The sequence below is a fragment of the Actinomadura rayongensis genome (assembly GCF_009831215.1).
Taxonomy (GTDB): domain Bacteria; phylum Actinomycetota; class Actinomycetes; order Streptosporangiales; family Streptosporangiaceae; genus Spirillospora; species Spirillospora rayongensis.
The window spans coordinates 186,576-212,479 of sequence record NZ_WUTW01000004.1; the positions used below are offsets into that span (position 1 = coordinate 186,576).

Annotated in this window: 22 protein-coding genes; 9 read left to right on the top strand and 13 right to left on the bottom strand. The window is 74.5% G+C overall.

Annotated features, from left to right (window positions below):
- Positions 1-139: 139 nt before the first annotated feature.
- Together GQ466_RS20120 and GQ466_RS20125 are read left to right on the top strand one after the other, a co-directional pair.
- Positions 140-1,705 carry an FAD-binding oxidoreductase gene (locus GQ466_RS20120; RefSeq protein ID WP_337193552.1) on the top strand — a complete coding sequence of 522 codons (1,566 nt, stop codon included), beginning with the start codon at positions 140-142 and terminating at the stop codon, positions 1,703-1,705.
- A gap of 473 nt (positions 1,706-2,178) precedes the next feature.
- Positions 2,179-3,420 carry a hypothetical protein gene (locus tag GQ466_RS20125; protein WP_161104538.1) on the top strand — a complete coding sequence of 414 codons (1,242 nt, stop codon included), beginning with the start codon at positions 2,179-2,181 and terminating at the stop codon, positions 3,418-3,420.
- Here GQ466_RS20125 and GQ466_RS32910 read toward each other — a convergent pair.
- Positions 3,410-5,506, bottom strand: coding sequence for a tetratricopeptide repeat protein (locus GQ466_RS32910; RefSeq protein ID WP_161104539.1), 2,097 nt, complete (start codon positions 5,504-5,506; stop codon positions 3,410-3,412). The genes GQ466_RS20125 and GQ466_RS32910 overlap by 11 nt on opposite strands.
- Positions 5,507-5,628: 122 nt before the next feature.
- Between GQ466_RS32910 and GQ466_RS20135 the strand changes: the two genes are divergently transcribed.
- Positions 5,629-6,306 carry a (2Fe-2S)-binding protein gene (locus GQ466_RS20135; protein WP_161104540.1) on the top strand — a complete coding sequence of 226 codons (678 nt, stop codon included), beginning with the start codon at positions 5,629-5,631 and terminating at the stop codon, positions 6,304-6,306.
- On the opposite strand, the gene GQ466_RS20140 is transcribed toward GQ466_RS20135, so the two are convergent.
- Positions 6,293-7,051: an SAM-dependent methyltransferase gene (locus GQ466_RS20140; protein ID WP_161104541.1), complete on the bottom strand. Its 759-nt coding sequence runs from the start codon at positions 7,049-7,051 to the stop codon at positions 6,293-6,295. The genes GQ466_RS20135 and GQ466_RS20140 overlap by 14 nt on opposite strands.
- Before the next feature lie 9 nt (positions 7,052-7,060).
- Positions 7,061-8,125: an alpha/beta hydrolase family protein gene (locus GQ466_RS20145; protein WP_161104542.1), complete on the bottom strand. Its 1,065-nt coding sequence runs from the start codon at positions 8,123-8,125 to the stop codon at positions 7,061-7,063.
- Between the two features lie 135 nt (positions 8,126-8,260).
- Here GQ466_RS20145 and GQ466_RS20150 point away from each other — a divergent pair, with 135 nt between their 5' ends.
- Together GQ466_RS20150 and GQ466_RS20155 are read left to right on the top strand one after the other, a co-directional pair.
- On the top strand, positions 8,261-8,683 hold the full coding sequence (locus tag GQ466_RS20150; RefSeq protein WP_161104543.1) for an acyl-CoA thioesterase: 423 nt from the start codon (positions 8,261-8,263) through the stop codon (positions 8,681-8,683).
- A 62-nt stretch (positions 8,684-8,745) separates the two neighbouring features.
- Positions 8,746-9,279: a DUF4262 domain-containing protein gene (locus GQ466_RS20155; protein ID WP_161104544.1), complete on the top strand. Its 534-nt coding sequence runs from the start codon at positions 8,746-8,748 to the stop codon at positions 9,277-9,279.
- 5 nt (positions 9,280-9,284) lie between these two features.
- Here the strand turns inward: GQ466_RS20155 and GQ466_RS20160 are convergent, their stop codons facing one another.
- Entirely contained in the window at positions 9,285-9,680 is a 396-nt protein-coding gene (locus GQ466_RS20160; RefSeq protein ID WP_161104545.1) for a hypothetical protein, read from the bottom strand.
- Positions 9,681-9,764: 84 nt separating this feature from the next.
- Entirely contained in the window at positions 9,765-10,463 is a 699-nt protein-coding gene (locus GQ466_RS20165; protein ID WP_161104546.1) for a dihydrofolate reductase family protein, read from the bottom strand.
- A gap of 64 nt (positions 10,464-10,527) precedes the next feature.
- On the opposite strand from GQ466_RS20165, the gene GQ466_RS20170 reads away from it, so the two are divergent.
- The gene (locus GQ466_RS20170) at positions 10,528-11,610 is read left to right on the top strand and encodes an ATP-dependent DNA ligase (protein ID WP_161104547.1); all 1,083 of its coding nucleotides are present in this window, start codon (positions 10,528-10,530) and stop codon (positions 11,608-11,610) included.
- Here GQ466_RS20170 and GQ466_RS20175 read toward each other — a convergent pair whose 3' ends face one another.
- Positions 11,611-13,305, bottom strand: a complete 1,695-nt coding sequence (locus tag GQ466_RS20175; RefSeq protein ID WP_161104548.1) for an alkaline phosphatase D family protein — start codon at positions 13,303-13,305, stop codon at positions 11,611-11,613.
- A gap of 186 nt (positions 13,306-13,491) precedes the next feature.
- Here GQ466_RS20175 and GQ466_RS20180 point away from each other — a divergent pair, with 186 nt between their 5' ends.
- Positions 13,492-15,873, top strand: a complete 2,382-nt coding sequence (locus tag GQ466_RS20180; RefSeq protein ID WP_161104549.1) for a HelD family protein — start codon at positions 13,492-13,494, stop codon at positions 15,871-15,873.
- Positions 15,874-15,913: 40 nt separating this feature from the next.
- Here GQ466_RS20180 and GQ466_RS20185 read toward each other — a convergent pair whose 3' ends face one another.
- The 5 genes from GQ466_RS20185 to GQ466_RS20205 all read right to left on the bottom strand — a co-directional run bounded on the left by GQ466_RS20185 (position 15,914) and on the right by GQ466_RS20205 (position 21,275).
- Positions 15,914-16,258: a hypothetical protein gene (locus GQ466_RS20185; protein ID WP_161104550.1), complete on the bottom strand. Its 345-nt coding sequence runs from the start codon at positions 16,256-16,258 to the stop codon at positions 15,914-15,916.
- 17 nt (positions 16,259-16,275) lie between these two features.
- Positions 16,276-18,690, bottom strand: coding sequence for a P-loop NTPase family protein (locus tag GQ466_RS20190; protein ID WP_161104551.1), 2,415 nt, complete (start codon positions 18,688-18,690; stop codon positions 16,276-16,278).
- A 394-nt stretch (positions 18,691-19,084) separates the two neighbouring features.
- Positions 19,085-20,017 carry a cation diffusion facilitator family transporter gene (locus GQ466_RS20195; protein ID WP_161104552.1) on the bottom strand — a complete coding sequence of 311 codons (933 nt, stop codon included), beginning with the start codon at positions 20,015-20,017 and terminating at the stop codon, positions 19,085-19,087.
- A gap of 3 nt (positions 20,018-20,020) precedes the next feature.
- Positions 20,021-20,524, bottom strand: coding sequence for a GNAT family N-acetyltransferase (locus GQ466_RS20200; protein ID WP_337193553.1), 504 nt, complete (start codon positions 20,522-20,524; stop codon positions 20,021-20,023).
- A 67-nt stretch (positions 20,525-20,591) separates the two neighbouring features.
- Positions 20,592-21,275, bottom strand: coding sequence for an FCD domain-containing protein (locus GQ466_RS20205; RefSeq protein ID WP_161104553.1), 684 nt, complete (start codon positions 21,273-21,275; stop codon positions 20,592-20,594).
- A 167-nt stretch (positions 21,276-21,442) separates the two neighbouring features.
- Here GQ466_RS20205 and GQ466_RS20210 point away from each other — a divergent pair, with 167 nt between their 5' ends.
- The gene (locus tag GQ466_RS20210) at positions 21,443-23,122 is read left to right on the top strand and encodes a 2-isopropylmalate synthase (RefSeq protein WP_161104554.1); all 1,680 of its coding nucleotides are present in this window, start codon (positions 21,443-21,445) and stop codon (positions 23,120-23,122) included.
- Here the strand turns inward: GQ466_RS20210 and GQ466_RS20215 are convergent.
- Complete coding sequence (locus GQ466_RS20215; RefSeq protein WP_161104555.1) at positions 23,082-23,948, bottom strand: LysR family transcriptional regulator; 867 nt, start codon at positions 23,946-23,948, stop codon at positions 23,082-23,084. The two genes, GQ466_RS20210 and GQ466_RS20215, sit on opposite strands and share 41 nt — an antisense overlap.
- A gap of 69 nt (positions 23,949-24,017) precedes the next feature.
- On the opposite strand from GQ466_RS20215, the gene GQ466_RS20220 reads away from it, so the two are divergent.
- Positions 24,018-24,788 carry an SDR family NAD(P)-dependent oxidoreductase gene (locus GQ466_RS20220; protein ID WP_161104556.1) on the top strand — a complete coding sequence of 257 codons (771 nt, stop codon included), beginning with the start codon at positions 24,018-24,020 and terminating at the stop codon, positions 24,786-24,788.
- Here GQ466_RS20220 and GQ466_RS20225 read toward each other — a convergent pair whose 3' ends face one another.
- Positions 24,789-25,841 carry a DNA polymerase domain-containing protein gene (locus GQ466_RS20225; RefSeq protein WP_161104557.1) on the bottom strand — a complete coding sequence of 351 codons (1,053 nt, stop codon included), beginning with the start codon at positions 25,839-25,841 and terminating at the stop codon, positions 24,789-24,791.
- Between the last annotated feature and the right edge of the window lie 63 nt (positions 25,842-25,904).

The window sequence follows — 25,904 nt, forward strand, 5'->3', positions numbered from 1 at the left end:
CTTCTCTCCACCTCGTGCGTTTTCACACCTCTCGCCAGGGAACACTTCCCGATCCGCACGTCCCGGAAGCCTGCGGTTGCCCCGTGCGTCCCGAGGGCATCATCCGGACGGTCCCACCCCAGGGAAGGCGGGTCACGCCGTGATCGAGGAACAGGCGCCCCCGGACACCGTCGTGCCGCCGGGCGACAAGCGGTACCCGGCGCTCAGCCGGGGGTTCAACCAGCGCTGGATCGCCGCGCCGGAGTACGTCCGGCTCGTCCGGTCGCCGGAGGAGGTGCGCGTCGCGCTGGCCGACGCGCTGCGCGAACGCCCGCGCGACCCCCGGCGCACCCGGATCACCGTCCGGTCGGGCGGGCACTGCTACGAGGACTTCGTCTGCGGCGACGACGTCCGCGTCATCCTCGACGTCAGCCCGATGTGCGGGATCGCGCACGACCCCGTCATGGACGCCTACATGGTCGAGGCGGGCGCGACGAACTGGCACGTCTACAGCCATCTGTACCCGCTGAGCGGCACCGCGCTGCCGGGCGGGTCGTGCTACTCGGTCGGGCTCGGCGGGCACATCACCGGCGGCGGGTTCGGGCTGCTGTCCCGGCAGCACGGGCTCACGGTCGACTACCTGTACGCGGTGGAGGTCGCGGTCGTCGGGGCGGACCGGTCGGTCCAGCTCGTCACCGCCACCCGCGACGACGACGGCGACCTCGGCGAGCTGTTCTGGGCGCACACCGGAGGAGGCGGCGGGAACTTCGGGATCGTCACCCGGTTCTGGTTCCGGGACCTGCCCGAGCCGCCCGAGCGCGTCCTGCTCACCGGCCTCGCCTGGGACTGGGCCGACTTCACCGCCGAGGACTTCACCGCCCTGCTCACGGCGTACGGCGAGTACTTCCGCGACCACCAGGACCCGCGCGACGCGTCCGGACGGCTGTTCGCGCTGCTCAAGCTCAACCACGTCAGCAACGGGCAGATCGGGCTCATCGCCCAGGTCGACCTGGACGACGGCACCGGCGCGGACGCGATGACCGAGTTCCTGGAGGCCGTGGACGGCCGGATCCGTCCGCCCGCCGGGGCCATGTTCGCGCCGATGGGCGAGCACGCGCCGGTCGCGCACGCCGCGCTCCCCCGCGTCATGCCCTGGCTGACGGCCACGCAGGCGCTCAACGCCAGCGGGGAGAACCGCTGCGGGAAGTACAAGTCGGCGTACTTCCGCGAGCCGTTCGGCGAGGGGCACATCGCGGCCATGTGGGATTACCTCGGCCACGAGAAGTTCCGCGACTACCGCAATTCCCAGGCGCTCATCCAGGTGGACTCCTACGGGTCGGCGATCAACACGCCCCGGTACGACACGGCCGTCCGGCAGCGCGACTCGATCCTCAAGCTCCAGTACCAGGTGTACTGGACGCGCGGCGATCCCGCCGAGGCCCACCACGTCGACTGGATCCGGCAGACGTACCGGGCGACGTTCGGCGACACCGGCGGCGTCCCGGTCGTGGGGGACGTCACCGACGGCTGCTACATCAGCTACCCGGACGCCGACCTGAGCGACCCTTCGTGGAACGCCTCCGAGCAGCCTTGGTCGACGCTCTACTACAAGGACGGCTACCGGCGGCTGCAGCGCGTCAAGGAGCTGTGGGACCCGCTCGACGTGTTCCGGCATCGGCAGTCCGTCCGGCCCCGCGCCCGCTCCCCGCACGCCGCCGGACGGTAGGGTTGCGGGGTTTCGTTCGTCGGCGGGCGTCGTGCCGGGAGGGCCATGAGGCGGGAGTGGCTGCGGGTGCCGATCGGCCCGCAGGCCGCCCGGTGGGCCACCCGCCGCCCGGAGCGGACCGTTCTCGCGGTCGTCCACAACGTGACGTCGTTGACGCGGCTGCTGGACGTCCTCGACGTCTTTTCTCCCGATCCTCGGGTGCAGGTCGTCTTCACCTGGACGGGGTCGTCGCCTTTCACACACGACGTCTCGGGTTTTCTCGCCGATCTCGGTTCGCTGGTCGTCCCGTGGGACCAGGCGCTCGCCGAGACGTTCGACCTCGCGGTGACCGCGAGTTATGGCGGGGATCTGCACCTCGTCCATGCGCCGATCATCGCCGTTTCGCATGGAATTGGCTACAATAAAACGCTCGCCACAGAACACAGAACACAGAACACAGAACACAGAACACAGAACACAGAACACAGAATCCGGTGTTCGGCCTTTCGGCGGAATGGCTGCTGGCGGACGGGCGGCTCGTCCCGTCCTCGATCGTCCTGTCGCATCCCGAGCAGCGCGTCCGGCTCGCCCGCGCCTGCCCCGAGGCGGTGGACGCGGCCGTCGTCGCCGGGGACCCGTGCTTCGACCGCATCCTGGCGAGCCTGTCCCACCGCCGCGCCTACCGGGCCGCGCTCGGCGTCCCGGACGGCCGCCGGCTCGTCCTCGTCAGCTCCACCTGGGGCCCGCGCTCGCTGCTCGGCCGCGCGCCCGGGCTCGTCGCGCGGCTGCTCGCCGAGCTTCCGGCGGACGAGTACGCGGTCGCGGCGGCGCTGCACCCCAACATCTGGCACGGCCACGGCCCCTGGCAGGTCCGGGCGTGGCTCGCGGACGCCCTGCGCGCCGGGCTCCTGCTGCTCCCGCCGCGCGACGGCTGGCGGGCGGCGCTCGTCGCGGCCGACGCGGTCGTCGGGGACCACGGCTCGGTGACGTTCTACGGCGCGGCGCTGGACCGTCCCGTCCTGCTCGGCGCGTTCCCGCACGACGACCTGGACCCGGACTCGCCCGTCGCGGCGTTCGGCCGCACCGCCCCGGCTCTGGATGCGGACCGCCCGCTGCGCCCGCAGCTCGACCGCGCCGTCGCCGAGCACACGCCGGGCCGGTACGCCGAGGTCACCGCGTCCACGACGGCCGTGCCGGGACGCTCCGCCGCGCTCCTGCGCACCGAGATGTACCGATTGATGGCCCTGGACGAGCCCGCCGCGCCGCCGGTCGTCCGCCGCCTGGACGAGCCCGGACGCCCGGAGTCCGCCGACGTCACGGCGCTGCTCACCGAGGTCGCGTGGCGCGGCGCGACGGCCGTCCTGCGGCGCCTGCCCGCCGCCGTCGCGCTCGACCGCGCCGACGCGGCGAAGGGCCACCTCGCCACCGACCTGCGCGAGACCGACGAGCGGCTGCTGAAACTGGCCGACGTCCTGCACGGCGGCCCCGCCGACGACCCCGCCGACGTCCTCGCGGCGTTCCCCGGCTGCCATGTGGCGGCGTCGGGCCCGGTGGACGGCGCGTGCCGGATCCGGGTGCGCGACGCGCCGCCGCTGACCTGCCGCACGGACGCGCCGGGCCTCGCCGCGTCGGCCGTCTACGCCTGGCTGGCGGCGGGCCGCCCCCTCGCCGCGCTCCCGAAAACGGCCGTCCTCGTCACCGGGACGGAACGCCGCACGGCGACGTTCACCTGCTGAGAACGTCCAGCCGCACCCGGACGGCCTCCGCGCGCGGCTTCCCCGCCAGCAGCTCCAGCGCGGCTTCCAGCGCCGCGACGGCGGTCGCGCGGTCGCCGTCCCGCTCGGCGAGCGCGCTCAGCGTCTCCAGCACCGTCGCCCGCTCGGCCGCGTGCCGTTCGGCGGGCAGCAGCTCCAGCGCCGCGTCCAGTGCCGCGCGGGCCTCGGCGGACCGTCCGGCGCGCACCAGCGCCTGCCCGAGGTCCCCCAGCGCCTTGCCCGCGTTGTAGGTGTCGCCGAGCGCCGTGAGCAGGTCGTGCGCCCGCCGCAGATGCGCGACGGCCGCGTCGTGATCCCCGGTCGCGCCGAGCGCGCGGCCCCGGTGCCGCCAGGCCAGCGCGACGGCCCGGTCGTCGTCGGCCGCCTCGCTCATCGCGAGGTTCAGCCGCAGGTTGTCGGTGAGCAGGTCCAGGGCCTCGGCGGCGAGGTCCGGGCGCGTCGCCGTCAGCGCGGGCGGCTCCTCGGCCCCGCACCGCCGGAGCTGGAGCAGCCCCAGCGACTCGACGGCGGTGGCCTCGCCGCGCGCGTGCCCGGCGGCCCGGTCGGCGGCGCGGGCGGCGGTGAACGCGGCGGCGGCCTCGTCCGGACGGTCCAGCTCCAGGTAGGCGAAGCCGAGCTGGCAGCGGACCCGTCCCTCGAACCGGGCGTCGGACGCGTGCGGCGCGACCGCCGCGGCCCGCCGGTGCGTGTCGAGCCAGTGCTCGTAGTGCTTGCGCTGGAAGCACAGCGCCCACTGCGCCTCGACGAGCTGGACGGCGAGATCCGCCCACCCGCGGTCCGCCGCCGCCCGGACGGCCGCCCGCAGCTCGGCCCGGTGCCCCTCCAGCCACGCGCCCGCCGCGTCCGGGCCGAGTTCCGGCGGACGGCCGAGCAGCGGCGCGAACGCGGGACCGAGCCGCCACCGGCCCGGCATGAGCGCGTGGTCGGCGACGGCGGCGCGGTGCAGGTACCAGCCGAGGAGACGGCGCAGCGCCGCGTCCCGTTCGGCGGGCGCGGCGAGCGCGCGGGCGTGGTCGCGGGCCAGCTCGTGCAGCCGGTACCGGCCGGGGGCCGCCTCGGTGATCAGCCCGGCGCGGCGCAGGTCGTCCAGCAGCGGGACGGAGTCGGCCGCACCGGTCAGCGCGGCGGCCGTCTCCACCGTGACCTCGGCGCCGAACAGCACGCCGAGCGCCCGGTACAGCGCGGCGGACGGCTCCGGAAGCTCCTCGTACCCGGTCGACAGGACGGCGGTCACGGCGTCCCGTGTGCCCGGCCCGGCGGGCGTCAACCGCCGGATCTCGTGCGCGACGTCGGCGGCCGGGCGCGACGCGAGCCGGCTCCCCGCCGCGCACAGGCTGAGCGGACGGCCCGCGCACAGCTCGGCGAGCGCGTCGAAGGCCGCGTCGTCGGCGCTGGCGGGCTCACCGGCGAGGTCGCGCAGCAGGCTGCGGGCCGCGTCCCCCGCCAGTGGCGGCACCGGGACCTCCACCGCGCCGGGCAGGTTCGGCAGCGGCTCGCGCGCGGTCACCGCGAGGACGCTCCCCGGCGCGGCGGGCAGCAGGCTCCGCACCTGCGCCGCGACCGTGACGTTTTCCAGCAGGACGAGCGCGGGCTTTTCGCTGGTGCGCGTCCGGAAATGCCCGACCATCTCCGGGAAGGCGCGCGGAATGTCGGCGGCGGGCATCCCGAGCGCCCGCAGGAATCCGCGCACGACGTCGTCGGCGGTGCGCGGTCCGCCGAGCGCCATGTCGTCCCAGAAATGCGGGCCCTCGGCCGTTTTCCCGAGCGTTTTCAGCCACCGGTACGCCAGTTCGCTCTTGCCGATCCCGCCCGGCCCGGTGAGCACGACGACGAGCGGCGCCCCGGCCCGCACGGCCCGCTCGTGCGCCCGTTCCAGGCGGCGCAGCGGCTCCTCGCGGTCGGTGAAGTACAGCGTCGGCGCGGGCAGTTGGCGGGGCAGCGGGACGGCCGGGGCGAGGGAGCCGATGTTGATGTCGCGCCCTTGGATGACCAGATGGGCGGACGACGCGTCGATCCGGTTGTGCGTGCCGTCGCCGGGCTGGGACACGTCGACCTCCGCTTGAAGACACGAGCCGTCCCGCACGATACCGCGAAATACGGGGCCCGTTTCGGTCGTTGTTTCCGCTCGAATTACCGTCCGTCCCTTTTCCCGGCTACGCTCGGACGGCGATGACACCGGGAATGACGACGCGGACGCTCGGGCCGTACTTCGCGTTCGAGACGGACGGCCCGGAACCGGGCTGGCGGACGCTCGGCGCGCTGTTCGCCGACGTCCCGTGGACGGCGCGACGGGTCGCGGACGTCGCGGACGTTCTCGGCACCGAGGACCTGCGCGTCGCCGCGTCGATCTGGCAGCTCGGCATGGCCGCGCGGCTGTGGAGCCCGGTGGTCGGCGCGCTCGTCGCCGAGGGCGTGCTCCTGGACCTGGACCCTGGACGGGTGTGGTGGCGGCCCGTCGCGTCCGGGCCGCTGCCGCTGCGGATCCCCGCGCCGACGGTCCGCGCGGGGACGTCGACCGCCGACGTCGCCGACGTCATGACCGGCCTGCTGGACCCGCTGGCCGCGCTCACCGGACGCGTCGCGCGCCTCGCGCCGGGCCTGCTGCGCGGGAACGCCGCGTCCGCGCTCGCCGGGGCCGTCCGGACGGTGTCCGCCGCCCGCCCCGACCTCGCCCCCGCCGCGCACGACCTCGGCCGCCGACTGCTCGGCCACGGGACGCTGCGCGGCACGGGAACGTTCGCCGACGGGTCGTTCCGCCGCCGGAGCTGCTGCCTCTACTACCGCGTCCCGGGCGGCGGGACGTGCGGCGACTGCCCGCTGACGGGCCGTCCGGTCACGCGCGCCTGACGCCCACGCCGACGAGCCCGGCGAACCGCTCGGTGTCGGGCGGCCCCGGCTCGGGACGCCACGCGTTCGGCCCGACCAGCCCCGGTTCCAGCAGCTCGAACCCGGCGAAGAACGACAGGATCTCGGCGCGGGTGCGGGCGCCGAGCGGGACGTTCGTCCCCTGGTAGACCCGCTCGGCCCGCGCCATCTCGTCCGGGAAGGCGTCCGAGGCGAGGTGCGACAGGACGAGGTGGCTGCCGGGCGCGCACGCGTCGCGGCAGGTCGCGACGATCCGGGCCGTCTCGGCGGTGTCGGCGACGAAGTGCAGGACGGACACGAACAGGATCGCGACCGGCTCGCGCAGGTCCAGCAGCTCGTTCACGTCGGGGCGCGCGAGGATCGCCTCCGGCTCGCGCAGGTCCGCCTCGATGAACCGGACGCCCGGCGCCGTCGCCAGCAGCGCCCGCCCGTGGGCCGCGACCGCCGGGTCGTTGTCCACATAGACGACGCGGGCGCCGGGCCCTACCGCCTCGTGGACGTTCTCGCGCGTCGGCAGCCCGGACCCGAGGTCGAGGAACTGCCGGACCCCGGCCGCCGCGGCCGTCCGCACCGCGCGCCCGAGGAACGCCCGGTTCAGCCGCACGCCGCGCAGCACCTTCCCGCCGGAGATCCGGACGATCTCGTCCGCGCTCTCCCGGTCCGCCGCGAAGTGGTCCTTGCCGCCTAACCAGTAGTCGTACATACGGGCGATGTTGGGGGTGTCCATACCCGATTCCTACCGGACGGCCGCCCATTCCGCGTCCAAACGGGCGCGGTCGGCCGGATCCGCGCCGGGCCACATCCGCAGCACCTCCCGCAGGCTCCACGCGCGGACCTCGGCGAGCCGGGTCGGCGTGCCGTGGACGTCGTCCTGCTCGACCAGGCGGAGTTCGGGCGTCGCGCAGCGGATCCGGTCGAAGTCGAACGGCGGGACGATCTCGTCGCGGCGCGCGGTGACCATCGCCAGCGGGACGGTCAGCGAGCGCAGGTCGTCCTCGCCGAGCGGCCAGTCGCGCAGGTGCTCGAAGACCTCCTCGGCGGGCACGCGGGTCAGGTGCGCGAGCGTGTCGCGCGTGGAGCGCGGAATCTGCGCCTGCCAGACCGGGTCGGTGAAGAACGTGTCGACCGGCGGACCGTTCCCGACGACGCCCCGGATCCGGGGGTCGCGCAGCGCCGCGAGGATCGCCGCGTGCCCGGCGAACCCGGACGCGAGCAGGTACGTCTCGGCGGTCCGGGCGCGGTCGGCGAGCGCGTCGAGAATGGCCGAGAGCTGCCGGTGCGGGGTCTCCCAGTCGTAGCGCAGTGGGTTCTCCCCCACGCCGGGCAGCTCGGCGACGACGCCGGCCAGGCCGAGGTCCGCGACGCGCGGCAGGATCGGCGCCCACAGCTCCTTGGGGCTCTGCAGCCCGCCCACGACGACGAGCAGCGGCCGGGGCTCCGCGCGCGACAGCCCGGTCGTCCAGACGCGGACGTCCACGCCGTCGACCGCCACGGCCTCCGGCTCGATCCCGCGACCGCGCCGCCAGCGGTCGAACGCCTCGACGGCGCGGGTCTGGGCGCGCTTGCGGCCGGGGCCGTCCACGAACGGGAAGCGTCCGCGCAGGTAGCACTGGAGCGCGGCGAGCGGCTCGCCCGCCGCGTCGTAGGCCTCGCCCGCGCGGATCCACTCGTGCGGCCAGGAGCCCGGCTCGTCGCCCGCGTCGGCGACGATGCGGGCGAGCACGGGGCCGTCGCCGGTGTCCGGCTCGGTGACGACGGTGTGGCCCGTCACCAGGCGTTTCAGCTCGTCCAGGTCGTTCACCGGGGCCGTCCTTCCGCAAGCGCGCGGACGGCGCGCCCCGCCCGCGGTCCCGACGTCGCGCGACGTCCGGTCACGCTAGGCGGCCCATCTTAAGGAATTCTGAAGTGGATTGGTAGGAAATACTAGGGTGAGGGCATGTCCGACGTCTTCACCGTGCCCGTCACCGTCCGGGGCTACGAACTCGACACGCAGGGCCACCTCAACCAGGCCGTCTACCTCCAGTACGCCGAGCACGCCCGCTGGGAGTGCCTGCGCGCGGCGGGCGTCAGCCTGGACGCGCTCCGTGCGACCGGGGCCGGGCCGGTGGTGCTGGAGACGACGGTCAAGTACCGGCGGGAGCTGCGCGGCGGGGACGCGGTGACGGTGAGCTGCCGGTTCACCGCCGAAAACGGAAAGACGTTCCGGATCGTCCAGGAGATCGTCAAGGCGGACGGGACGCTCGCGGCCGAGGTGACCGGCGTCGGCGGCCTGCTCGACCTGACCGAGCGGCGGCTCGTCCCCGACCCGGCCGGACGGCTGCGGAGCCTCGCGTCCGATCCGGCGGTGCTCGGTCTGTAGCTCGGTCTGTAGCGGCCGTCCCGGACGGCGGACGTTCACCCGCCGACCGTAAGCTTTCCGTCATGTCCCCCGGCGGTCCGCCCTGCAACTGCGTGCTGTGCCACGACTACGGCGACCGGCACCGGATGGACACGTTCCTGCTCCGGACGATCGTGCACATCAGCGAGTACGGCTGGAGCGTCGTGCTCGTCCAGCCCGGGCGCGACCGCCCCGGCTGGGCGTACACGATCGGCCTGTGGCACAGCCACCGCACCCCCGAACTCGCGATGTTCGGCGCGGACGTCTACGAGACCGAGGAGATCCTGAACACGCTGGGCCGCGCGTCCGCCGCCGGCGCGGGCCCTCTGGACGGCGAGCGCCGCCCCGACACGGTCCGCGGCCACGACGCCGTCTTCCGCTCGGTGGACGCCCGCTGGTACCACCCGCTGTTCCCCGGCGCGGTGTCGTTCCACCGCCGCCCGCCGCTCCCCTTCCTCCAACTCGTCTGGCCCGACGAGTCGAACGCCTTCCCCTGGGACCCGGACGCCGAGCGCGACACCCAGCCCTGGACCTGGCTGCCCCCGGCCCACCACCCCCCGTCCCCCTGGCTCCCCTGACGGCGTCAGGTGCGGACGGCGGTGGCGAGGACCAGGACGAGGGTCAGGGCGGCGCCGAGGCCGTGGACGAGGACGGCGGCGGCCGGGAACGGCGCGCCGCGCGCGTGGCGGCCGTCGGGGCCGACCAGCCAGCGCGTGAACAGGACGAAGCCCTGGAGAGCGGTCGCGACGAGGACGGCGAAGGCCGCCCAGGCGCACCAGCGCGTCCCGGCGGTCAGGTGGACGGCCCATAGCGCGAAGCCCGCCAGCGCGGCCGGGGGGTGACCGCCGAGCAGCAGCAGCGGATGGCGGGTCACCTTCGCCGCCGGGCCGCGCAGCCCGCCGTCGCGGACGAGCCGGGCCAGCAGGTGCGCGCCGGTGGCGGCCGTCAGCAGCCAGGCGATGAGCGCGGCGACGTCCACGGCCCTCCCTCCCCGGCGGCGCCGAGGGCCAGTGTGCCGCGCGGCGGCGGCCGGGCACGGCGGTTCCGGCGAAGTCGGGGTCGATCAGCGCAGCCGATACCGGAGGAAAAGGACGCCCTCATCCTCGTACACGGCGGCCGGACGTACCGGGATCTCTTCGTCCAACGCACCCAGAAGCGGCGTGTGGTGGGTGCTTCCGTGCAGCGCGGGCGCGAGGTTGAGGCACAGCTCGTCGACCAGCCCGGCGCGCACCAGGGACGTCGTCAGCCCGGGGCCGCCCTCGCACAGCAGCCGGTCCAGCCCGTGGTCGTCGCGCAGCGCCCGCACGGCCGCGCCGAGGTCCACCGCGTCCTCGCCCGCCACCACGACGGGCACCGGGAGCCAGCGGCCGGACAGCGCGGACGCGCACGTCACCACGAGCGTCGGCGTCTCGGCGGCGGTGAACAGCGGCAGCGTCCAGTCCAGGTCCAGCGACCGGCTCACCACGACGATCGGCGCGGGCGGGCCGCCCCGGCGCTCCCGCAGCTCGGCGCTCAGCCGCGCCGGGCCGAGCCGCCGCGTCCGGACGGTCGACGCCCCGACGAGGATCGCCCCGGCGAGCGCGCGCAGCACCCGGAACACGCGGAAGTCGGCGGCGCCGCCGAGGCCGTCGGTCCAGCCCTCGGCGTCGGTGACCGTCCCGTCGACGCTCGCGACCATCCCGATCCGCAGCGGCGGGACGCCCGCGCCGTACTCGTCGTAGGGGTCGACGGACGCGGCGGGCGACGGGAGGAGACGGCGCATGACCTGCAAGGTTAGCCGAGCCCCGGTGCGGCGTTCTGTCGGTGGCAGGGCGCAGGATGGACGCATGGACCTGCCGATCAGCCTGCCGCTCGAACCGATGCTCGCCAAGGCCGTCGCGACGATGCCGGAGGGCGACGTCCTGTACGAGCCGAAGTGGGACGGTTTCCGGTGCATCGTCTTCCGCGACGGCGACGAGGTCGAACTCGCCAGCCGGGGCAAGAAGCCGCTGACCCGCTACTTCCCCGACGTCGTCGAGGCGGTGAAGCGCGAGCTGCCCGAGCGCTGCGTCGTGGACGGCGAGATCGTCATGCGGCACGGCACCCGGCTCGACTTCGACCGGCTCCAGCAGCGCATCCATCCGGCGGCGTCGCGGATCCGGCTGCTGGCCGAGGAGACCCCGGCGTCGTTCGTGGCGTTCGACCTGCTCGCGCTCGGCGACGAGAACCTGATGGACGTCCCGCTCGGCGAACGGCGCCGGCGGCTCACCGAGGCGCTGGCCGGCGCGAACCCGCCCGTCCACGTGACCCCGGCGTCCGACTCGCACGCGCTGGCGCTGCGGTGGTTCGAGACGTTCGAGGGCGCGGGCCTGGACGGCGTCATCGCCAAGCCCCTCGACCTGCGCTACCAGCCGGGCAAGCGGCTGATGTTCAAGGTGAAGCACGAGCGCACGGCCGACTGCGTGGTCGCGGGGTTCCGCTGGCACAAGTCCGGCCCGATCGTCGGGTCGCTGCTGCTCGGCCTCTACAACGACGACGGGCGGCTCCAGCACGTCGGCGTGTCCGCGTCGTTCACGATGAAGCGCCGCGCGGAGCTGGTGGACGAGCTGGCCCCCTACCGGATGGACGACTTCACCGGCCATCCGTGGGAGGAGTGGGCGCGGCAGTCCGAGGCCACGGCGGACCGGATGCCCGGCGCGATCTCGCGCTGGTCGGGCGGCAAGAACCTGGACTGGGTGGCGCTGCGGCCCGAGCTGGTGGTGGAGGTCGCCTACGACGCGATGGAGGGCGACCGGTTCCGGCACACGGCCAGGTTCCGCCGGTGGCGGCCCGACCGTGTGCCGGAGTCCTGCACGTACGGGCAGCTGGAGGTGCCCGTCGCCTACGACCTGGACGCGATCTTCTCCGATCCGCATCCCCGGCCGGAGTGATCAGACCGGCTGGGTCTCGTTCGCGATCGTCTCGCGGATGATCTGCTCGTCGGTGCGGCGGTCGGCGGCGCGCACCGACTCGTACGGGCGCAGGTACGTCCGGTGGACGCCGGGCACCCGGTCGTGGATGACGAAGGTGGCCTTGGTGGACGCGGCGGCGGTGTGCGTCCGGACGGTCGGAACGGTCCGGAAGTCGGCCTTGATCTGGTCCTTGCCGATCTTCGTGATCACGTAGCCGCGCTGGTTGTTGTAGAACTTCAGGTGCGGGTTGATCTTGAGGTACGGGTGGTCGGCGGGGTCGGAGTCCCGGCCGTCGCCGCCCGAGGTGATCGACGAGCAGACCAGCTCCGACCCGACGGTCCTGGAGTGCGGGTCGTCGTAGTTCAGCTTGAGGTCGCTCGCCCAGTGCGCGTGGACGTCGCCGGTGAGCACGACGGCGTTGCGGACCTTGGCGTTCACCCAGCCCCTGGTGATGCGGGCGCGGGACGCGACGTAGCCGTCCCAGGCGTCCATGCTGGTGATCTTGGCGGGGCCCGCGTCGCTGTCGCGCTGGGCGAAGAAGACCTGCTGGCCGAGGATGTCCCACCGGGCGGCGGACCGGCGGAAGCCGTCCACCAGCCACTTCTCCTGCCGGGCGCCGGTGATGGACCGGCTCGTCGCCGCCGCCTCCGGGCAGTTCTTGTTGCCGTCGCCGCACGCCTGGTCGTCGCGGAACTGGCGGGTGTCGAGCATGTGGAAGTTCGCGAGCCGTCCCCACGCGACGTTGCGGTAGAGCTGCATCCCGGCGCCGCGCGGGATCGACGTGCGGCGCAGCGGCATGTTCTCGTAGTACGCCCGGAACGCGGCGGCGCGGCGCCGGACGAAGTCGGCCGTGTTCGGGGTGTCCGATCCGGCCTCGGGGACGTCCCCGGCCCAGTTGTTCTCGACCTCGTGGTCGTCGAACACGACGAGCCAGGGCGCGACGGCGTGCGCGGCCTGGAGGTCGGCGTCGGCCTTGTACTGGGCGTGCCGCTGCCGGTAGTTGGCGAGCGTGACGGTCTCGGGCCCGGCGTGGTCGCGGACGTTGCCGCCCGGCGCCACGTAGGTGCCCTTCTTGTACTCGTACTGGTAGTCGCCGAGGTGCAGGACGAGGTCGGGGTGCTGCTCGGCGAGCCGCCGGTACGACGTGAAGTAGCCGTGCTCGTACTGGGCGCACGACACGAACGCCATCACGAGCGCGGACCCGAACGTGTCGGCGCGCGGCGCGGTGCGGGTGTGGCCGGTGCGCGAGAGGAACGTTCCGGTCTTGAACCGGTACCAGTACTGGGCGCCGGGCCGCAGGCCGTGGACCTCGACGTGGACGCTGTGCGCGGACGCGACGGACGCACCCACCGTCCCCCGCTTGACGATCTTCTTGAAGCGCGCGTCCGAGGCGACCTGCCACTCGACGGTCACCGTGCCGGACGGCATCCCGCCGAGCCCGTTCTCGGCCAGCGGGTCGAGGGCGAGCCGGGTCCAGAGCACGAACCCGTCGGGCGCCGGGTCGCCGGACGCGACGCCGAGGGTGAACGGGTTCTTCTTCAGCGCCCGGCTGCGCAGCGGCGCGGCGTCGGCGGTTCCGGGGAGCAGGAGCGGGCCCGCCGCCGCGGTGCCCGCCGTGAGCCCGGTCGTGACGAGGAAGGATCTACGGTCGAACGACTGGGGCGTTTCGGCCATCAGGGCGACCTTTCGGTGTCCGGGGTTGATCACCGGACAGCCTCACCAGGGCCGATGGCCAGCACATTGTGCATGGGTGTCCGCTTCCTCAACACGAGAGATCGAGTACGCGCGGACGATGCTACGCTGAGAGTTCGTCTCGACGAGCGACAACACACCCAGCTTGATGAGGAGATTAGCAGACATATGCGAGCCGGTCAAGTCAAGCCCCCGTCCGGAAATAATTCCGAAGCGGCCCGTGCCGCGGCCCTGGCCACCGAGCAGCAGCAGGTCGCACGTGTCTACGCCCGTCTCGACGCCGAGCGCCGCACCGCCGAGCACGCCGTCGCGGCCGGACCCGGCCAGGGCGGCGGCGCGGGCTTCCAGGCCAAGGTGGAGCGGGAGACGGCCGTGACCGAGGCCGCGCGCCGCCTCGCCCGGCTGAACGGCGTCGAGCGCGCGCTCTGCTTCGGCCGCATCGACCACCGCGGCACCGCCGAGGAGCCCGGCGACACCTTCTACATCGGCCGGATCGGCCTGCGCGACGACGACCGCGAGCCGTTGCTCATCGATTGGCGCGCGGCGGCGGCGCGGCCCTTCTACACCGCGACCGCGAGCGACCCGGGCACGCTCGCGCGCCGCCGCCACCTGCATTTGCGCGACCGGACCGTCCGGCGCGTGGACGACGAGGTGTTCGACCTGGACGGCCTGCGCCCCGGCGACCGGTCGGCGATCGTCGGCGAGGCGGCGCTGCTGGCCGCGCTGCGCCGGGGCCGCACCGGGCGGATGGGCGACGTCGTCGCGACGATCCAGGAGGAGCAGGACCAGGTCATCCGGTCCGGGCTGCAAGGAGTGCTGGTCGTCCAGGGCGGGCCGGGCACCGGGAAGACCGTCGCGGCGCTGCACCGCGCGGCGTACCTGCTCTACACCTACCGGGACGTGCTGGAGCGGCGCGGCGTCCTGATCATCGGGCCGAACACGACGTTCCTGCGGTACATCGAGCAGGTGCTGCCGGGGCTCGGCGAGACCGACGTCGCGCTCGCGACCGTCGGGGAGCTGTACCCGGGCGTGCGGGCCGTCGCCGAGGACGCGCCCGCCGTCGCCGTCGTCAAGGGCGACGCGCGGATGGCCGGTCTGATCGAGACGGCCGTGCGGGAGCGGCAGCGCGTCCCCGACGGCGGGCTGACCGTCGACGCGGACGGGCTGACGCTGCACGCCGACGAGGACGCCTGCCGCCGCGCGCGGGACCGGGCGCGGGCGCTGCGCGCGGCGCACAACGTGCAGCGGCGGATGTTCGTCAACGAGGTCCTGGACGCGTTGGCGGCCGACCGGGCGCGGCAGTACGACGCGCTCGCCGACGAGCCGATCGAGCAGATGAAGCGGGAGGGGAACGTCCCGGCATGGCTGCTGGAGCTGATCGTCAACGCCGACGAGAACCCCATCCTGGACCCCGAGGACGTGCGGCTGTCCAAGGAGATGCTGTGGGAGCAGCCCGCCGTCCGGTCCGCGATCGACGCGCTGTGGCCGGAGCTGACGCCCGAGCGCCTGCTGACGACCCTGTTCGCCGACCCCGCCGCGCTGCGCCAGGCGGGTGGCGCGTTCGATGCTTCCGAGCTGGAGCTGCTGCACCGCGACCCGTCCGCGCCGTGGACGGTCGCGGACGTCCCGCTGCTGGACGAGGCCGCCGAACACCTTGGGCACGACGACCCGGAGGAGCGCGCCCGCGCCCGCGCCGCCGCCGCCGAACGCGCGGCCGACGAGCGGTACGCGCGCGAGGTGCTGGAGTCGGCGGGCGTCGACGCCGACCTGGTGGACGCCGCCGAGCTGGCCGCCCGCAACGCCGACGACGGCCCGCAGCGGACGACCGCCGAGCGCGCCGCCGCCGACCGCTCGTGGGCGTACGGCCACGTGATCGTGGACGAGGCGCAGGAGCTGTCGGCGATGGCGTGGCGCGCGGTGATGCGCCGCGTTCCCACCCGCTCTTTGACGGTCGTCGGCGATGTGGCGCAGACCGGGAGCCCGGCGGGCGCTGCGTCCTGGGGCGAGATGCTCGACCCGTACGTGCCGGGCCGCTGGCGCGAGCACCGGCTGACCGTCAACTACCGGACCCCGGCGGCGATCATGCGCCTGGCGACTCGTCTGCTCGCCCAGGTCGCCCCCGACCAGACCCCGCCGGCCCCGGTCCGCGACGACGGCCCGCCCCCGGCCCTGATCCCCGTCTCCCCCGCCGACCTCCCCACCCGTCTCCCCGAACTCGTCACCGCCGAGCTGGCCGAGATCATCAGCGAGGGCGACGACACGGCGGGCCGCCTGGCCGTCATCGTCTCCCCGGCCCACCACGCGGCCGTCCTCGCGGCCCTCCCCGAAGCCGGCGCGGGCACGACCCCCGAAGCCCTGGACGCCCCCGCCGTCGTCCTCACCCCGTCCGAGGCGAAGGGCCTCGAATTCGACTCGGTGATCGTCGTGGACCCGGCGGGGATCCTGGCGGCGTCCGCGCGCGGCGGCCAGGACCTCTATGTGGCCCTGACCCGCCCCACCCGCCGTCTGACGATCGTCCACGACGACGACCTTCCCGACGTGTTGGGCTGATCCGCGCGTCCCCGTCCGGCGCTCGGCCGGACGGGGACGCTCACGGCCACAGGTTCATCAGCGCGGCCGTCACCACGCCCCCGGCGCCGCCCTCCAGGACGGCGCGCAGCGAGTTCCCGAGCGCGCGCAGCCGTCCCCGGTCGGGCGCGGGCTCCTGCGCCTCGGCGACGATCCGCTCGGCGATCTGCCGGGCGATGTCCTCCGACGGGCCGAGGTCCAGTTCCGGCAGCCGGTCCCGGACCGTCCGCGCGAAGGCGGCCAGCGCCTCCGTGTCGTCGCCCGCCGCGTTCATGACGACGTCGTTGCCGTCGCCGACGACGATCTGCGCCCGCTGCACCGGGCCGTCGATCCGCACGCGGTGCCCGCGCGGTTCCCGCTCCGTCATTCGTTGCCCTCTTCCTCTCACGGGGTCGCGCTCGGACGCGGCTGGACGTGGAGCGCAACGTCGGTCTTGCGGCCCGACGCCCACTGTGAGATGTGGACGTCGAGTCTCCCGTTCCGCGCGTCGTCGGGCACGTGGAGCATGAACTCGATCGTGCCGTCGTCGCGTGCGGACGTCGTGAGGCCGAAGCCGGAACAGCTCCACTCGACGTTCCAGCCGGGAGCGAAGCCGGTCCCGGTGATCGTGACCGTGTCGCCGGGATGCACGGGGTCGCGGTCGGCCCGGGCGGCAAGTCGTCCGATCCCCTGCACCGGCCGGTAGTGCGCGGTCGCGGCGGCCTCGCGTTTCGAGGTCAGCCCTTCGGCATGGACCATCACATTCCGGTTCCCGTTCGCCCATCCGTCGCCGAACACGGCGACCGCGACGCCCGAGGCGTTCGCCTCGGCATCGCCGCCCGCGCCGCCGTGCCCGTAGCGCGTCATGCCCATGTAGAAAATGACGGTTTCGCCGGGTTTGAAGCCCGACGCGGTCGCCTGGATCGGGTCGCCGAACCGGGGCGCGGACGGGCTCAGCCGCAGCGCCGGAGCGCCGAGGTCGGCCGCGCCCTCGACGGTCAGCGGGGCCGACGCGTCGCGGCCGGACCGCTGCCCCGTCGCCCGGATCGTGTAGCGGCCCGGGTCGGTCGCCGCGCGGACGTCCGCCTCGGCGGTCCCGTCGCGGTCGGCCGTGAGCGTCTCGGCCCGGCCCGACGCCGGTCCCGTCCACGAGAGGACGACCGTTTCGCCCGGTTCCATCCCGCCGACGCGCGCCCCGTAGTGAGCCCCGGCCTTCACCGACGCGACCGACAGGCGCAGCCACGCGTCCGACGGGCTCATCGTCGCGGACGGCGTCGTCCGCGACCAGGACGGCACCGGCGCCGCCACGGGGCCGTGGACGCGCGGCGGGGGTCCGTCGTCGCGCGCGGCGGCGGCCACGCCGAGCCCGGCGACCGTCAAGGCCAGGACGGTCGCCGCGCCGAACGCCACCGGGTGCGCCGACACCACGCCGCCGCCCTTCGCGCCGAGCAGCGCGAGCAGGCCCCCCGCCGCCGCGCCGCCCGCCGCCGTCGCGCCCGCCAGGCCCAGCACGCGCTTGCGGACGTTCTCCTCGTGCCGGAAGTAGTGCAGGTCGTCGGCCGAGTTCAGCTCCCGCGCGGCGACGAGCCCGAGCGCGAGGACCGTCCGCCACGACCCCCAGCGCAGCGACCGCTGGAGCGCGGGGGCGGCGGCGCGGGCGAGGTCGCGGGCCGCCTCGTGCGCGCCGCGCTCGACCGCCGCCGCCAGCAGCCGCGTCACGACCGCCGCCTCGTCGGCGATCTCGCGCGCGGACGCCGTGGCCGCCCAGTCCGCGAGCCGCCGGAAGTACAGCGCGAGGTCGTCGGCGGACGGGCTCGGCCGGTCGGTTCCGTCGTCGTCGGGCGGTGGGACGCTCCGGTACGCGCCCCGGGTGGGCACGGCGAGTTCGGCGGCGGCCAGCCGCTCGAGGATCCGGCCGGCGTCCTCGGCCTCCGCGCCGGTCAGCGCGGCGAGCAGCGCGGCCGACAGCGGCGCGGCGTCCAGCAGCGACAGGACGAGCAGGGCCTCGCGGGCCGCGCCGTCCAGCCCGTCCACCAGCGCGCGGGTCACGACGGCCGGGTCGGGCTCGAACGCGGGCCCGCCGTCCGCGCCGCGGGCCGCGTCGACGGCCCGGCGCAGCGCCCGCGGATGGCCGGACGCGGCCCGGCACAGGTCCCGTGCGGGCGCGCGCTCCTCGTCCCGCAGCGAACGGCCCAGTTCCGCCTCGATCAGGGCGAGCGCGGCGTCCTCGCCGAGTCCGGTCAGTTCCAGCGACGCGCCGCTGCCGCCCAGGCACGGACGGCGCGTCGCGAGGACCAGGTCGCCCCCGGGCGTGGCGGCGAGCAGCCGGTCGACGTTCTCCGCCGAGCCCGCGAAGTCGTCGACGAGGAACAGCGCGTCCACCTCGCCCATCAACCGGCCCAGCCGCGCCGGGTCGGGCTGGTAGTCGTCCGCGTCATAGCAGGCGACGAACAGCTTGCGCAGCACGTCGTCCACCGGAAGACCCGACGCCGACAGATACACCACGTGCCGTCCCGCGGCGCGGCGGGCCTCGGCGAGTTCGCGCAGCAGCGCGGACTTGCCGACGCCGGGCACGCCCCGAATCTCGACGGGCCGGTCGGCGGCGAGCCAGGCGTCCACCCGCGCGATCTCCACGTCCCGGCCGTGCGGCATAGCGCCCGTGCGAGGCAACCGATCCCCGCCAAGCTCGTCCCGAAGCGCCACCGGAGGCGGGCCGCCCCGGTGGACGGTCACCGTGGAGCCCTTCGCGGCGTTGATGACGCAGTTGTAGTCGCCGACGACGACCTGGCCGTCGACACGACCGGTCCTGACCTTCGCCATGGCATCCGTTCCCGGCTGGGCCGCGAGTCGAGAGCCACCCATGCTCGCAGCGCGCCCACCGGCCGGCGCCCACGTGGCCGCATCCGGAAACGCCGCCGACGCGTTCCGGCCGCCGCCAACCTCCCCAAGCCCCCACCCCGTCACGGCACCGCGGTGGCCGGGCCGCGCGGGACCAGCGCGAGAGCAGCGCGAGACGCCGAGGGGACCCGGCGGCCCGTCGGGTCGGCGCAGGCGCGGAGCGGCCCGTCCGGCGGCGCAGGCGCGAAGCGACCCGCCGGCGGAAGCCGACGCCGACCGTGGGCAGCGCGGGACGTCGGCGGGAGTCGGTGGCCGGGCTGGGCGGCGCGGGGGCGGGCGTCCGGGGCGGGCGTTCGCGCGTGGTGTCGCGGGTGGGTCAGGCCCCGGACGGGGACGGGATGTCGGTGCGGTCCAGGCCCGTGTCGGCGTAGGAGACCGGGTCCTCGATGGGTTCCAGGTGGGTCAGGACGGTGATGTGCGGGAGGGCCGTGCGGAGGGCCGCTTCCACCTCTTCGGCCTTGTCGTGGCCGCGTTGGACCGTCCAGGCGCCCGGGACGAGCAGGTGCAGCGACACGAAGCCTCGGCTGCCCGACTGGCGGGTGCGGACGGCGTGGAAGGCCACGCCCTCGCGCTCGAAGGCGGCCAGGACCTCGTTGATGCGGTCCTGTTCGTCGGTGTCCAGGGCGCGGTCCATCAGGCCCGCGCCCGAGCGGCGGATCAGGTCCGTGCCCGTCCGGACGATGTTGACCGCTACCGCCAGCGCGATGAGCGGGTCCAGTTGGGACCAGCCTGTCAGGGCTACTGCGCCTACCGCCGCTACGACGCCTACCGACGTCCAGACGTCGGTGAGCAGGTGTTTTCCGTCGGCCTCCAGGGTGATCGAGCGGTGGCGGCGGCCGGCGCGCACCAGCAGCAGGCCCACCGCGAGGTTGAGCACGGACGCGGCCGTCGACACGAGCAGGCCGAGGCCCACCTGGTCGATCGGGTGCGGGTGCAGCAGGCGTTCCACGGCGGTGCCCGCGATCGCGACCGCCGCGACGAAGATCATCATGCCCTCGGCACCCGCCGAGAAGTACTCGGCCTTGGTGTGGCCGTGCGGGTGCTCCTCGTCGGCGGGCTTGCTCGCCCAGCGCAGCGCGCCGAGCGCGACCACGGCCGCGACCAGGTTGACGACGGACTCCAGCGCGTCCGACAGCAGCCCGACCGAACCGGTCACCAGGTAGGCGACGGTCTTCAGCGCGATCGTCGCGACGGCCGCCGCGACCGACAGCCACAGCAGCCGGAACAGTCGGCTCTCCGAACGGTCCATGGCTCAGCCCACGCCCGCGATCGTGCTGCGGCGCTCCAGGTACACGACGTCGCGCCAGACGGACCGACCGCCGAAGTCGTGCCGCCCCATCCGCTCGCGCACGCCGACGTGCCGGAAGCCGAGTTGTTCGTGCAGCCGCAGGCTCGCGACGTTCTCCGGGAAGATCCCGGCGAGGATCGACCAGATCCCGGCCCGCTCGCTGGAGTCGATCACCGCCTCCAGCAGCGCGCGGCCGACGCCCCGCCCGCACGCCTTCGGATGGACGTACACCGAGTTCTCCACGACGCCCCAATACACCGGGCGCCCGGACGTGGGCGCGAGCGCGACCCAGCCGAGCACCTCGGCGCCGTCGAGCGCGACGAACCGGTGGTCGGGCAGTTTCCCGGCCGAGAACTCGGCCCAGTCCGGCGCGGCGTCCTCGAACGTCGCGTTCCCCCCGTCGATGCCGTGCTGGTAGATCGCGAGCACGTCGGGGCCGTGCTCGGGAAGCATGGGCGCAATCTCCACGCCGTTCACTTTACGGACGTCCGCCACCAGCGCGAACCCCGTGTCCAGACTGTGGATAACTCCTGTCTCAGGCGCCCAGCGCGGCCATCGTGCGGCGGAGTTCGGCCGTCAGGACGGCGCCCGCGGCGGCCGGGTCGCCCGCGCGGACCGCGGCGACGAGGTCCGCGTGCGCGGCGGCCCCGTGGACGGCGTCGTCGGCGCGCGCGTCGATCATCCGGACGAGGTCGAGCAGCCCGTCCCGCAGTACCGGGACGAACCCGGCGAACAGGTCGGCGAGCAGCGGATTTCCCGCCGCCGCGACGACCGCGGCGTGCAGCGCGATGTCGGCGTCGACGAACTCCTCGTCGGTGCCGTCCGCGACGGCCGCCGTCCGGGCCGCGAGCGCCCGGTCCAGCGCGGCGAGGTCGGCGTCCGTGCGCCGCCGCGCGGCCCGTTCCGCCGCCCCGACCTCGATCATCAGCCGGATCTCGTAGACCTCGGCGACCGAGGCGCGGCGCAGCCGGTCGCGCCAGTCCTCGTCCGGCTCGGCGGCCAGCACGAACACCCCGGCGCCCTGCCGCGCGCGCACCAGCCCGGCCCCGGCGAGCGCGCGGATCGCCTCCCGGACGGTGGACCGGCCGACGCCGAGGTCGCGGGCGAGCGTCGTCTCGCCGGGCAGTTTCGCGCCGACCGGCCAGCGGCCCGCCGCGATCTGTTCGCGCAGGTGGGCGATGGCCTGTTCGACCAGCGGGCTGGGACGGAGCGGAGCCACGTGCGACCCTTCAGGTTGTCTGAGGAGCTGAGTTGTGCCTATCCTACCGTCGATGTCGCAGCGCGTTCTTCTTCTCGGTCGCCGCGGCGGGGCCTGAACCGACCGGCACCCCGCCGCGGGGTCCGGCGCTGCCGGTCGTCCGAGCCACGACCGACGAGGAAGAACCCATGTTCCCCAGTCTGCGCACCCCGACCGGGCCCGTCGCCGACGACGCGCCCTTCTGGAATCCACAGCGCGCGAGTTCCATGCCGTCCCATCGGTACCGGTCGGTGTACGACCGCGTCCCGGTACCCGAGTTCGAGCGCGCCTGGCCGACCCGGCGGCTGGAGACGCCGCCGCTGTGGGTTCCGGTGGACCTGCGCGACGGCAACCAGGCGCTGGCCGACCCGATGGACCCGGACCGCAAGCGCCGCTTCTTCGACCTGCTCGTCACGATGGGCTTCAAGGAGATCGAGGTCGGTTATCCGTCGGCCAGCCGCGACGACTTCGCGTTCGTACGGCACCTGGTGGAGAGCGACGCCATCCCGGACGACGTCACGATCGTCGTTTTCACCCCCGCCCGACACGACCTCATCGAGCGGACGTTCGCCTCGATCGAGGGACTGCCGCGCGCGGTCGTCCACCTCTACACCGCGACGGCCCCGACCTGGCGCGACGTCGTCCTGCGGCGCGGGCGCGACGAGCTGCACCGGCTCGTCCTGGACGCGGCGGCGCTGGTCGCGCGGCTCGCCGGGGACCGGCCGGGCGTCCGGTTCGAGTTCTCGCCCGAGGTGTTCAACCAGACCGAGCCCGACTACGTCCTGGCGGTCTGCGACAGCCTGACCGAGCTGTGGGACGCGTCGCCGGACCGTCCCGTCATCCACAACCTGCCCGCGACGGTGGAGATCGCGTCCCCGAACGTGTACGCGGACCAGATCGAGTACATGCACCGCAATCTGGCCCGTCGCGACGCGGTCATCCTGTCGGTGCATCCGCACAACGACCGGGGCACCGGCGTGGCGTGCGCGGAGCTGGCCGTCCTCGCCGGGGCGCAGCGAGTGGAAGGGTGCCTGTTCGGTAACGGCGAGCGCACCGGCAACGTCGACCTGGTGGCGCTGGCGCTGAACCTCCATGCGCAGGGCGTCGATCCCCGGATCGACTTCTCGGACATCGACGTCATCCGCGCCACGGTCGAGCACTGCAATCGGATCGGCGTGCATGAACGGCACCCGTACGGTGGCGACCTGGTCTACACGGCGTTCTCCGGGACGCACCAGGACGCCATCAACAAGGGCCTCGCGCACCACGACGAGCAGGCCCGCGCCCTCGGCGTCGCCCCGGACGAAGCGCCGTGGAACGTCCCGTACCTGCCGATCGACCCGCACGACGTGGGACGGTCGTACGAGGCCGTCATCCGCGTGAACAGCCAGTCCGGCAAGGGCGGCGTGGCGTACGTGTTGAAGACCGAGCACGGGTTCGACCTGCCGGTCCGGCTGCGGGCCGAGGTCTCGCGGCGCGTCCAGGCGGCGGCCGACGACAGCGGCGCGGAGGTCTCCGCGAAGGAGATCGGCGACCTGTTCCGCGCCGCGTACGTGGACGTCGCCGGACCCGTCGCGGTGGTCGACGCCGCGGACGGCTCGGTGACCGTCCGGATCGGGGACGCCTCCCACACCGGCACAGCGGACGATCCGGTCGCCGCGCTCGTCCGCGCCCTGCGCGCCGCCGGGACGGACGTCGAGGTCACCGAGCACGCCGTCCGCGCGGGCGTCGCCTACGCCGAGTGCCGGGTGGCCGGCCGCACCGCGTGGGGCGCCGCCCCCGCCCCGCTCACAGCGGTGCTGAACGCGGTGAACCGCCTGCTCGGCTAGCGGCGGCGACCCCGGCGGCGCACCGGACGAACGCGGCCAGCTCCGGCGACCGCGCGCCCTCGGCCCAGGCCAGGACGAGCGTCGTCGGCGGCGCGTCGGTCACCGGGACGGCCGTCAGGTCCCGGCGGAGCTGGTCCTGGAACGACTCCGGCACGACCGCCACGGCGCGGCCGAGCGCGACGAGCTGCGACAGATGGCCGGTCTCGGTGACCTCGGGACCGGCCGCGTCGCCGGGCGGCGACCCGGGGTAGCGCGGGACCGGCTCGCCGCGCAGGTCGTCCAGCCGGACGGCGGCGCGCCCCGCCAGCCGGTGGCCGGGCGGCAGCAGCACGACCTGCCGCTCGACCAGCAGGTCCTCCCAGGCCAGGCCGGTCAGGTCGTTGCGCGGACGGTGCAGGAGCGCGGCGTCGGCGCGGCCGTCGCGCAGCATCTCGGCCCGCTCGCCGAAGCTGAACCGGACGTCCACCGGGACGGCGCCGGGCAGCGCGCGGTAGGCGTCCAGGACGTCGCGCAGCAGCCCGCCGCCGTCCCCGCCGGGCTTCATGACGAGGACGAGCCCCGGTGCTGCGGCCCGCCGGGCGCGCCGCACGGCCGCGTCCGCCGCGTCCAGGACGGCGCGGCTCTCGCGCAGGAACACCGCGCCGGCGCGGGTGAGCGCGACGCGGCGGCTCGTCCGTTCCAGCAGCGGGGCGCCCACCTGCCGTTCCAGCTTCTGGACGGCCCGCGACAGCGGCGGCTGGGCGATGCCGAGCCGTTCGGCGGCCCGGCCGAAGTGCAGTTCCTCGGCGACCGCGACGAAGTACCGCAGCTCGCGCATCTCGACCATACTTTGAAGGTATCAATCGGCGTCGCATCGGTGTTGGTGCCCGGAGCGTCGCGTGGTGGTCTTGGGGCCATGACCGAACATCGGATCGCGCTAGTGACCGGCGCGAACAAGGGCATCGGGTACGAGGTCGCGGCGGGGCTCGCCGCAGGGGGCATGACCGTCCTGCTGGCGTCGCGGGACCCCGAGCGCGGCGCGAAGGCCGCCGCCGACCTGGGCGGGCGCGTCGAGCCGATCACGCTGGACGTCACCGACGACGCGTCCGTCGCCGCCGCCGCGCGGCTGGTCGCGGACCGGTACGGCGTGCTGGACGTGCTCGTCAACAACGCCGGGATCTCCGGCGGTCACGCGCCCGCCCGGCCGGGCGACGCGGACGTCGCGGCGCTGCGGGACGTCTTCGAGACGAACGTGTTCGGCGTCGTCCGCGTGACCGAGGCGCTGCTGCCGCTGCTCCGGCGCTCGTCCGCCGGACGGATCGTCAACGTCGGCAGCGGCGTCGGCTCCCTGACCCGGATGAGCGACCCCGCCGACTACCTCACCCGCCTTGCGCCGAACGTCGGCTATGCACCGTCCAAGACCGCGCTCAACGCGCTGACCGTCCAGTACGCCAAGGAGCTGCGGCCCCACGGCGTGCTCGTCAACACCGCCGACCCCGGCCCGTGCGCGACCGACTTCGCCGCCGGCGTCACGCAGCACCTCGCGGGAGGCTCGGCCGCCGCGCCGCACCCCGGCTTCTCCCGCACCGCCGCCGACGGCGCGACGATCGTCCTGCGGCTCGCCACCCTGGACGACGACGGCCCGACCGGCGGTTACTTCAACGAGGCCGGCCCCGTCCCCTGGTGACTAGTCGCGGCGGGCCTTGCTCGGCTGGACGCGGCGCGGCTCGCCCTCCATCTTCGGGTAGTTCGGCGGGTAGGGCATGTCGCCGAGGCCGTGGTCGTTCTCGTCCCGGTCGGCCATCTCCAGCAGCGGTTCGAGGGAGAAGGCGCGGTCGTCGATGGCGGCGTGGACGTCGCCCAGCTCGGCGAACCGGGCGGGCATCGTCGCGATCGTGAAGTCCTCGGTGGCGACGTCGGGCAGCTCGTCCCAGGTCACCGGCGCCGACACCGTCGCGGCGGGCACCGGACGGACGCTGTAGGCCGACGCGATCGTCCGGTCGCGCGCGTTCTGGTTGAAGTCCACGAAGATCTGCTCGCCGCGCTCCTCCTTCCACCACTTCGTCGTGATCTCGCGCGGCGCGCGGCGCTCGATCTCCCGGCCGAACGCCAGCGCCGCGCGGCGGACCTCGGTGAACGTCCAGCGCGGCTCGATCCGGACGTAGATGTGGACGCCGTTCTTGCCCGACGTCTTCACGAAGCCGGTGTAGCCCAGCTCGTCCAGCAGGTCGCGGGCGGGGCCGAGCGCGACCCGCACCGCGTCGGCGAACCCGGTGCCGGGCTGCGGGTCCAGGTCGATCCGCAGCTCGTCGGGACGGTCGACGTCATCGGCGCGGACCGGCCACGGATGGAACGTCAGCGTCCCGAGGTTGGCCGCCCACGCGATCACGGCCGTCTCCGTCGGGCACACCTCGTCGGCCGACCGGCCGGACGGGAAGTCGATCCGCGCCGTCGCCACCCAGTCCGGCGCGCCCTTCGGCACGCGCTTCTGGTAGAACGCGTCGGCATTGCGCCCGTCGGCCCGCGTCGCGAGCCGCGCGCCCTCGAACACCCCCGACGGCCACCGCTCCAGCGTCGTCGGGCGGTTCCGGGTGGCGCGCAGGATCCCGTCGCCGACCGCCAGGTAGTACTCCACCACCATCCGCTTGGTGAAGCCGTGCTCCGGGAAGTAGACGCGGTCGGGGTTGCTCACCTTGACGAGCCGCTCCCCGACCGGGATCTCGATGAAGGGCGAAGCCATAAGGGCACGTTAACCCACGGGTCCGACGTTTCCCGGGACCGCCCTCGGCCGCCGCCGCGCCCG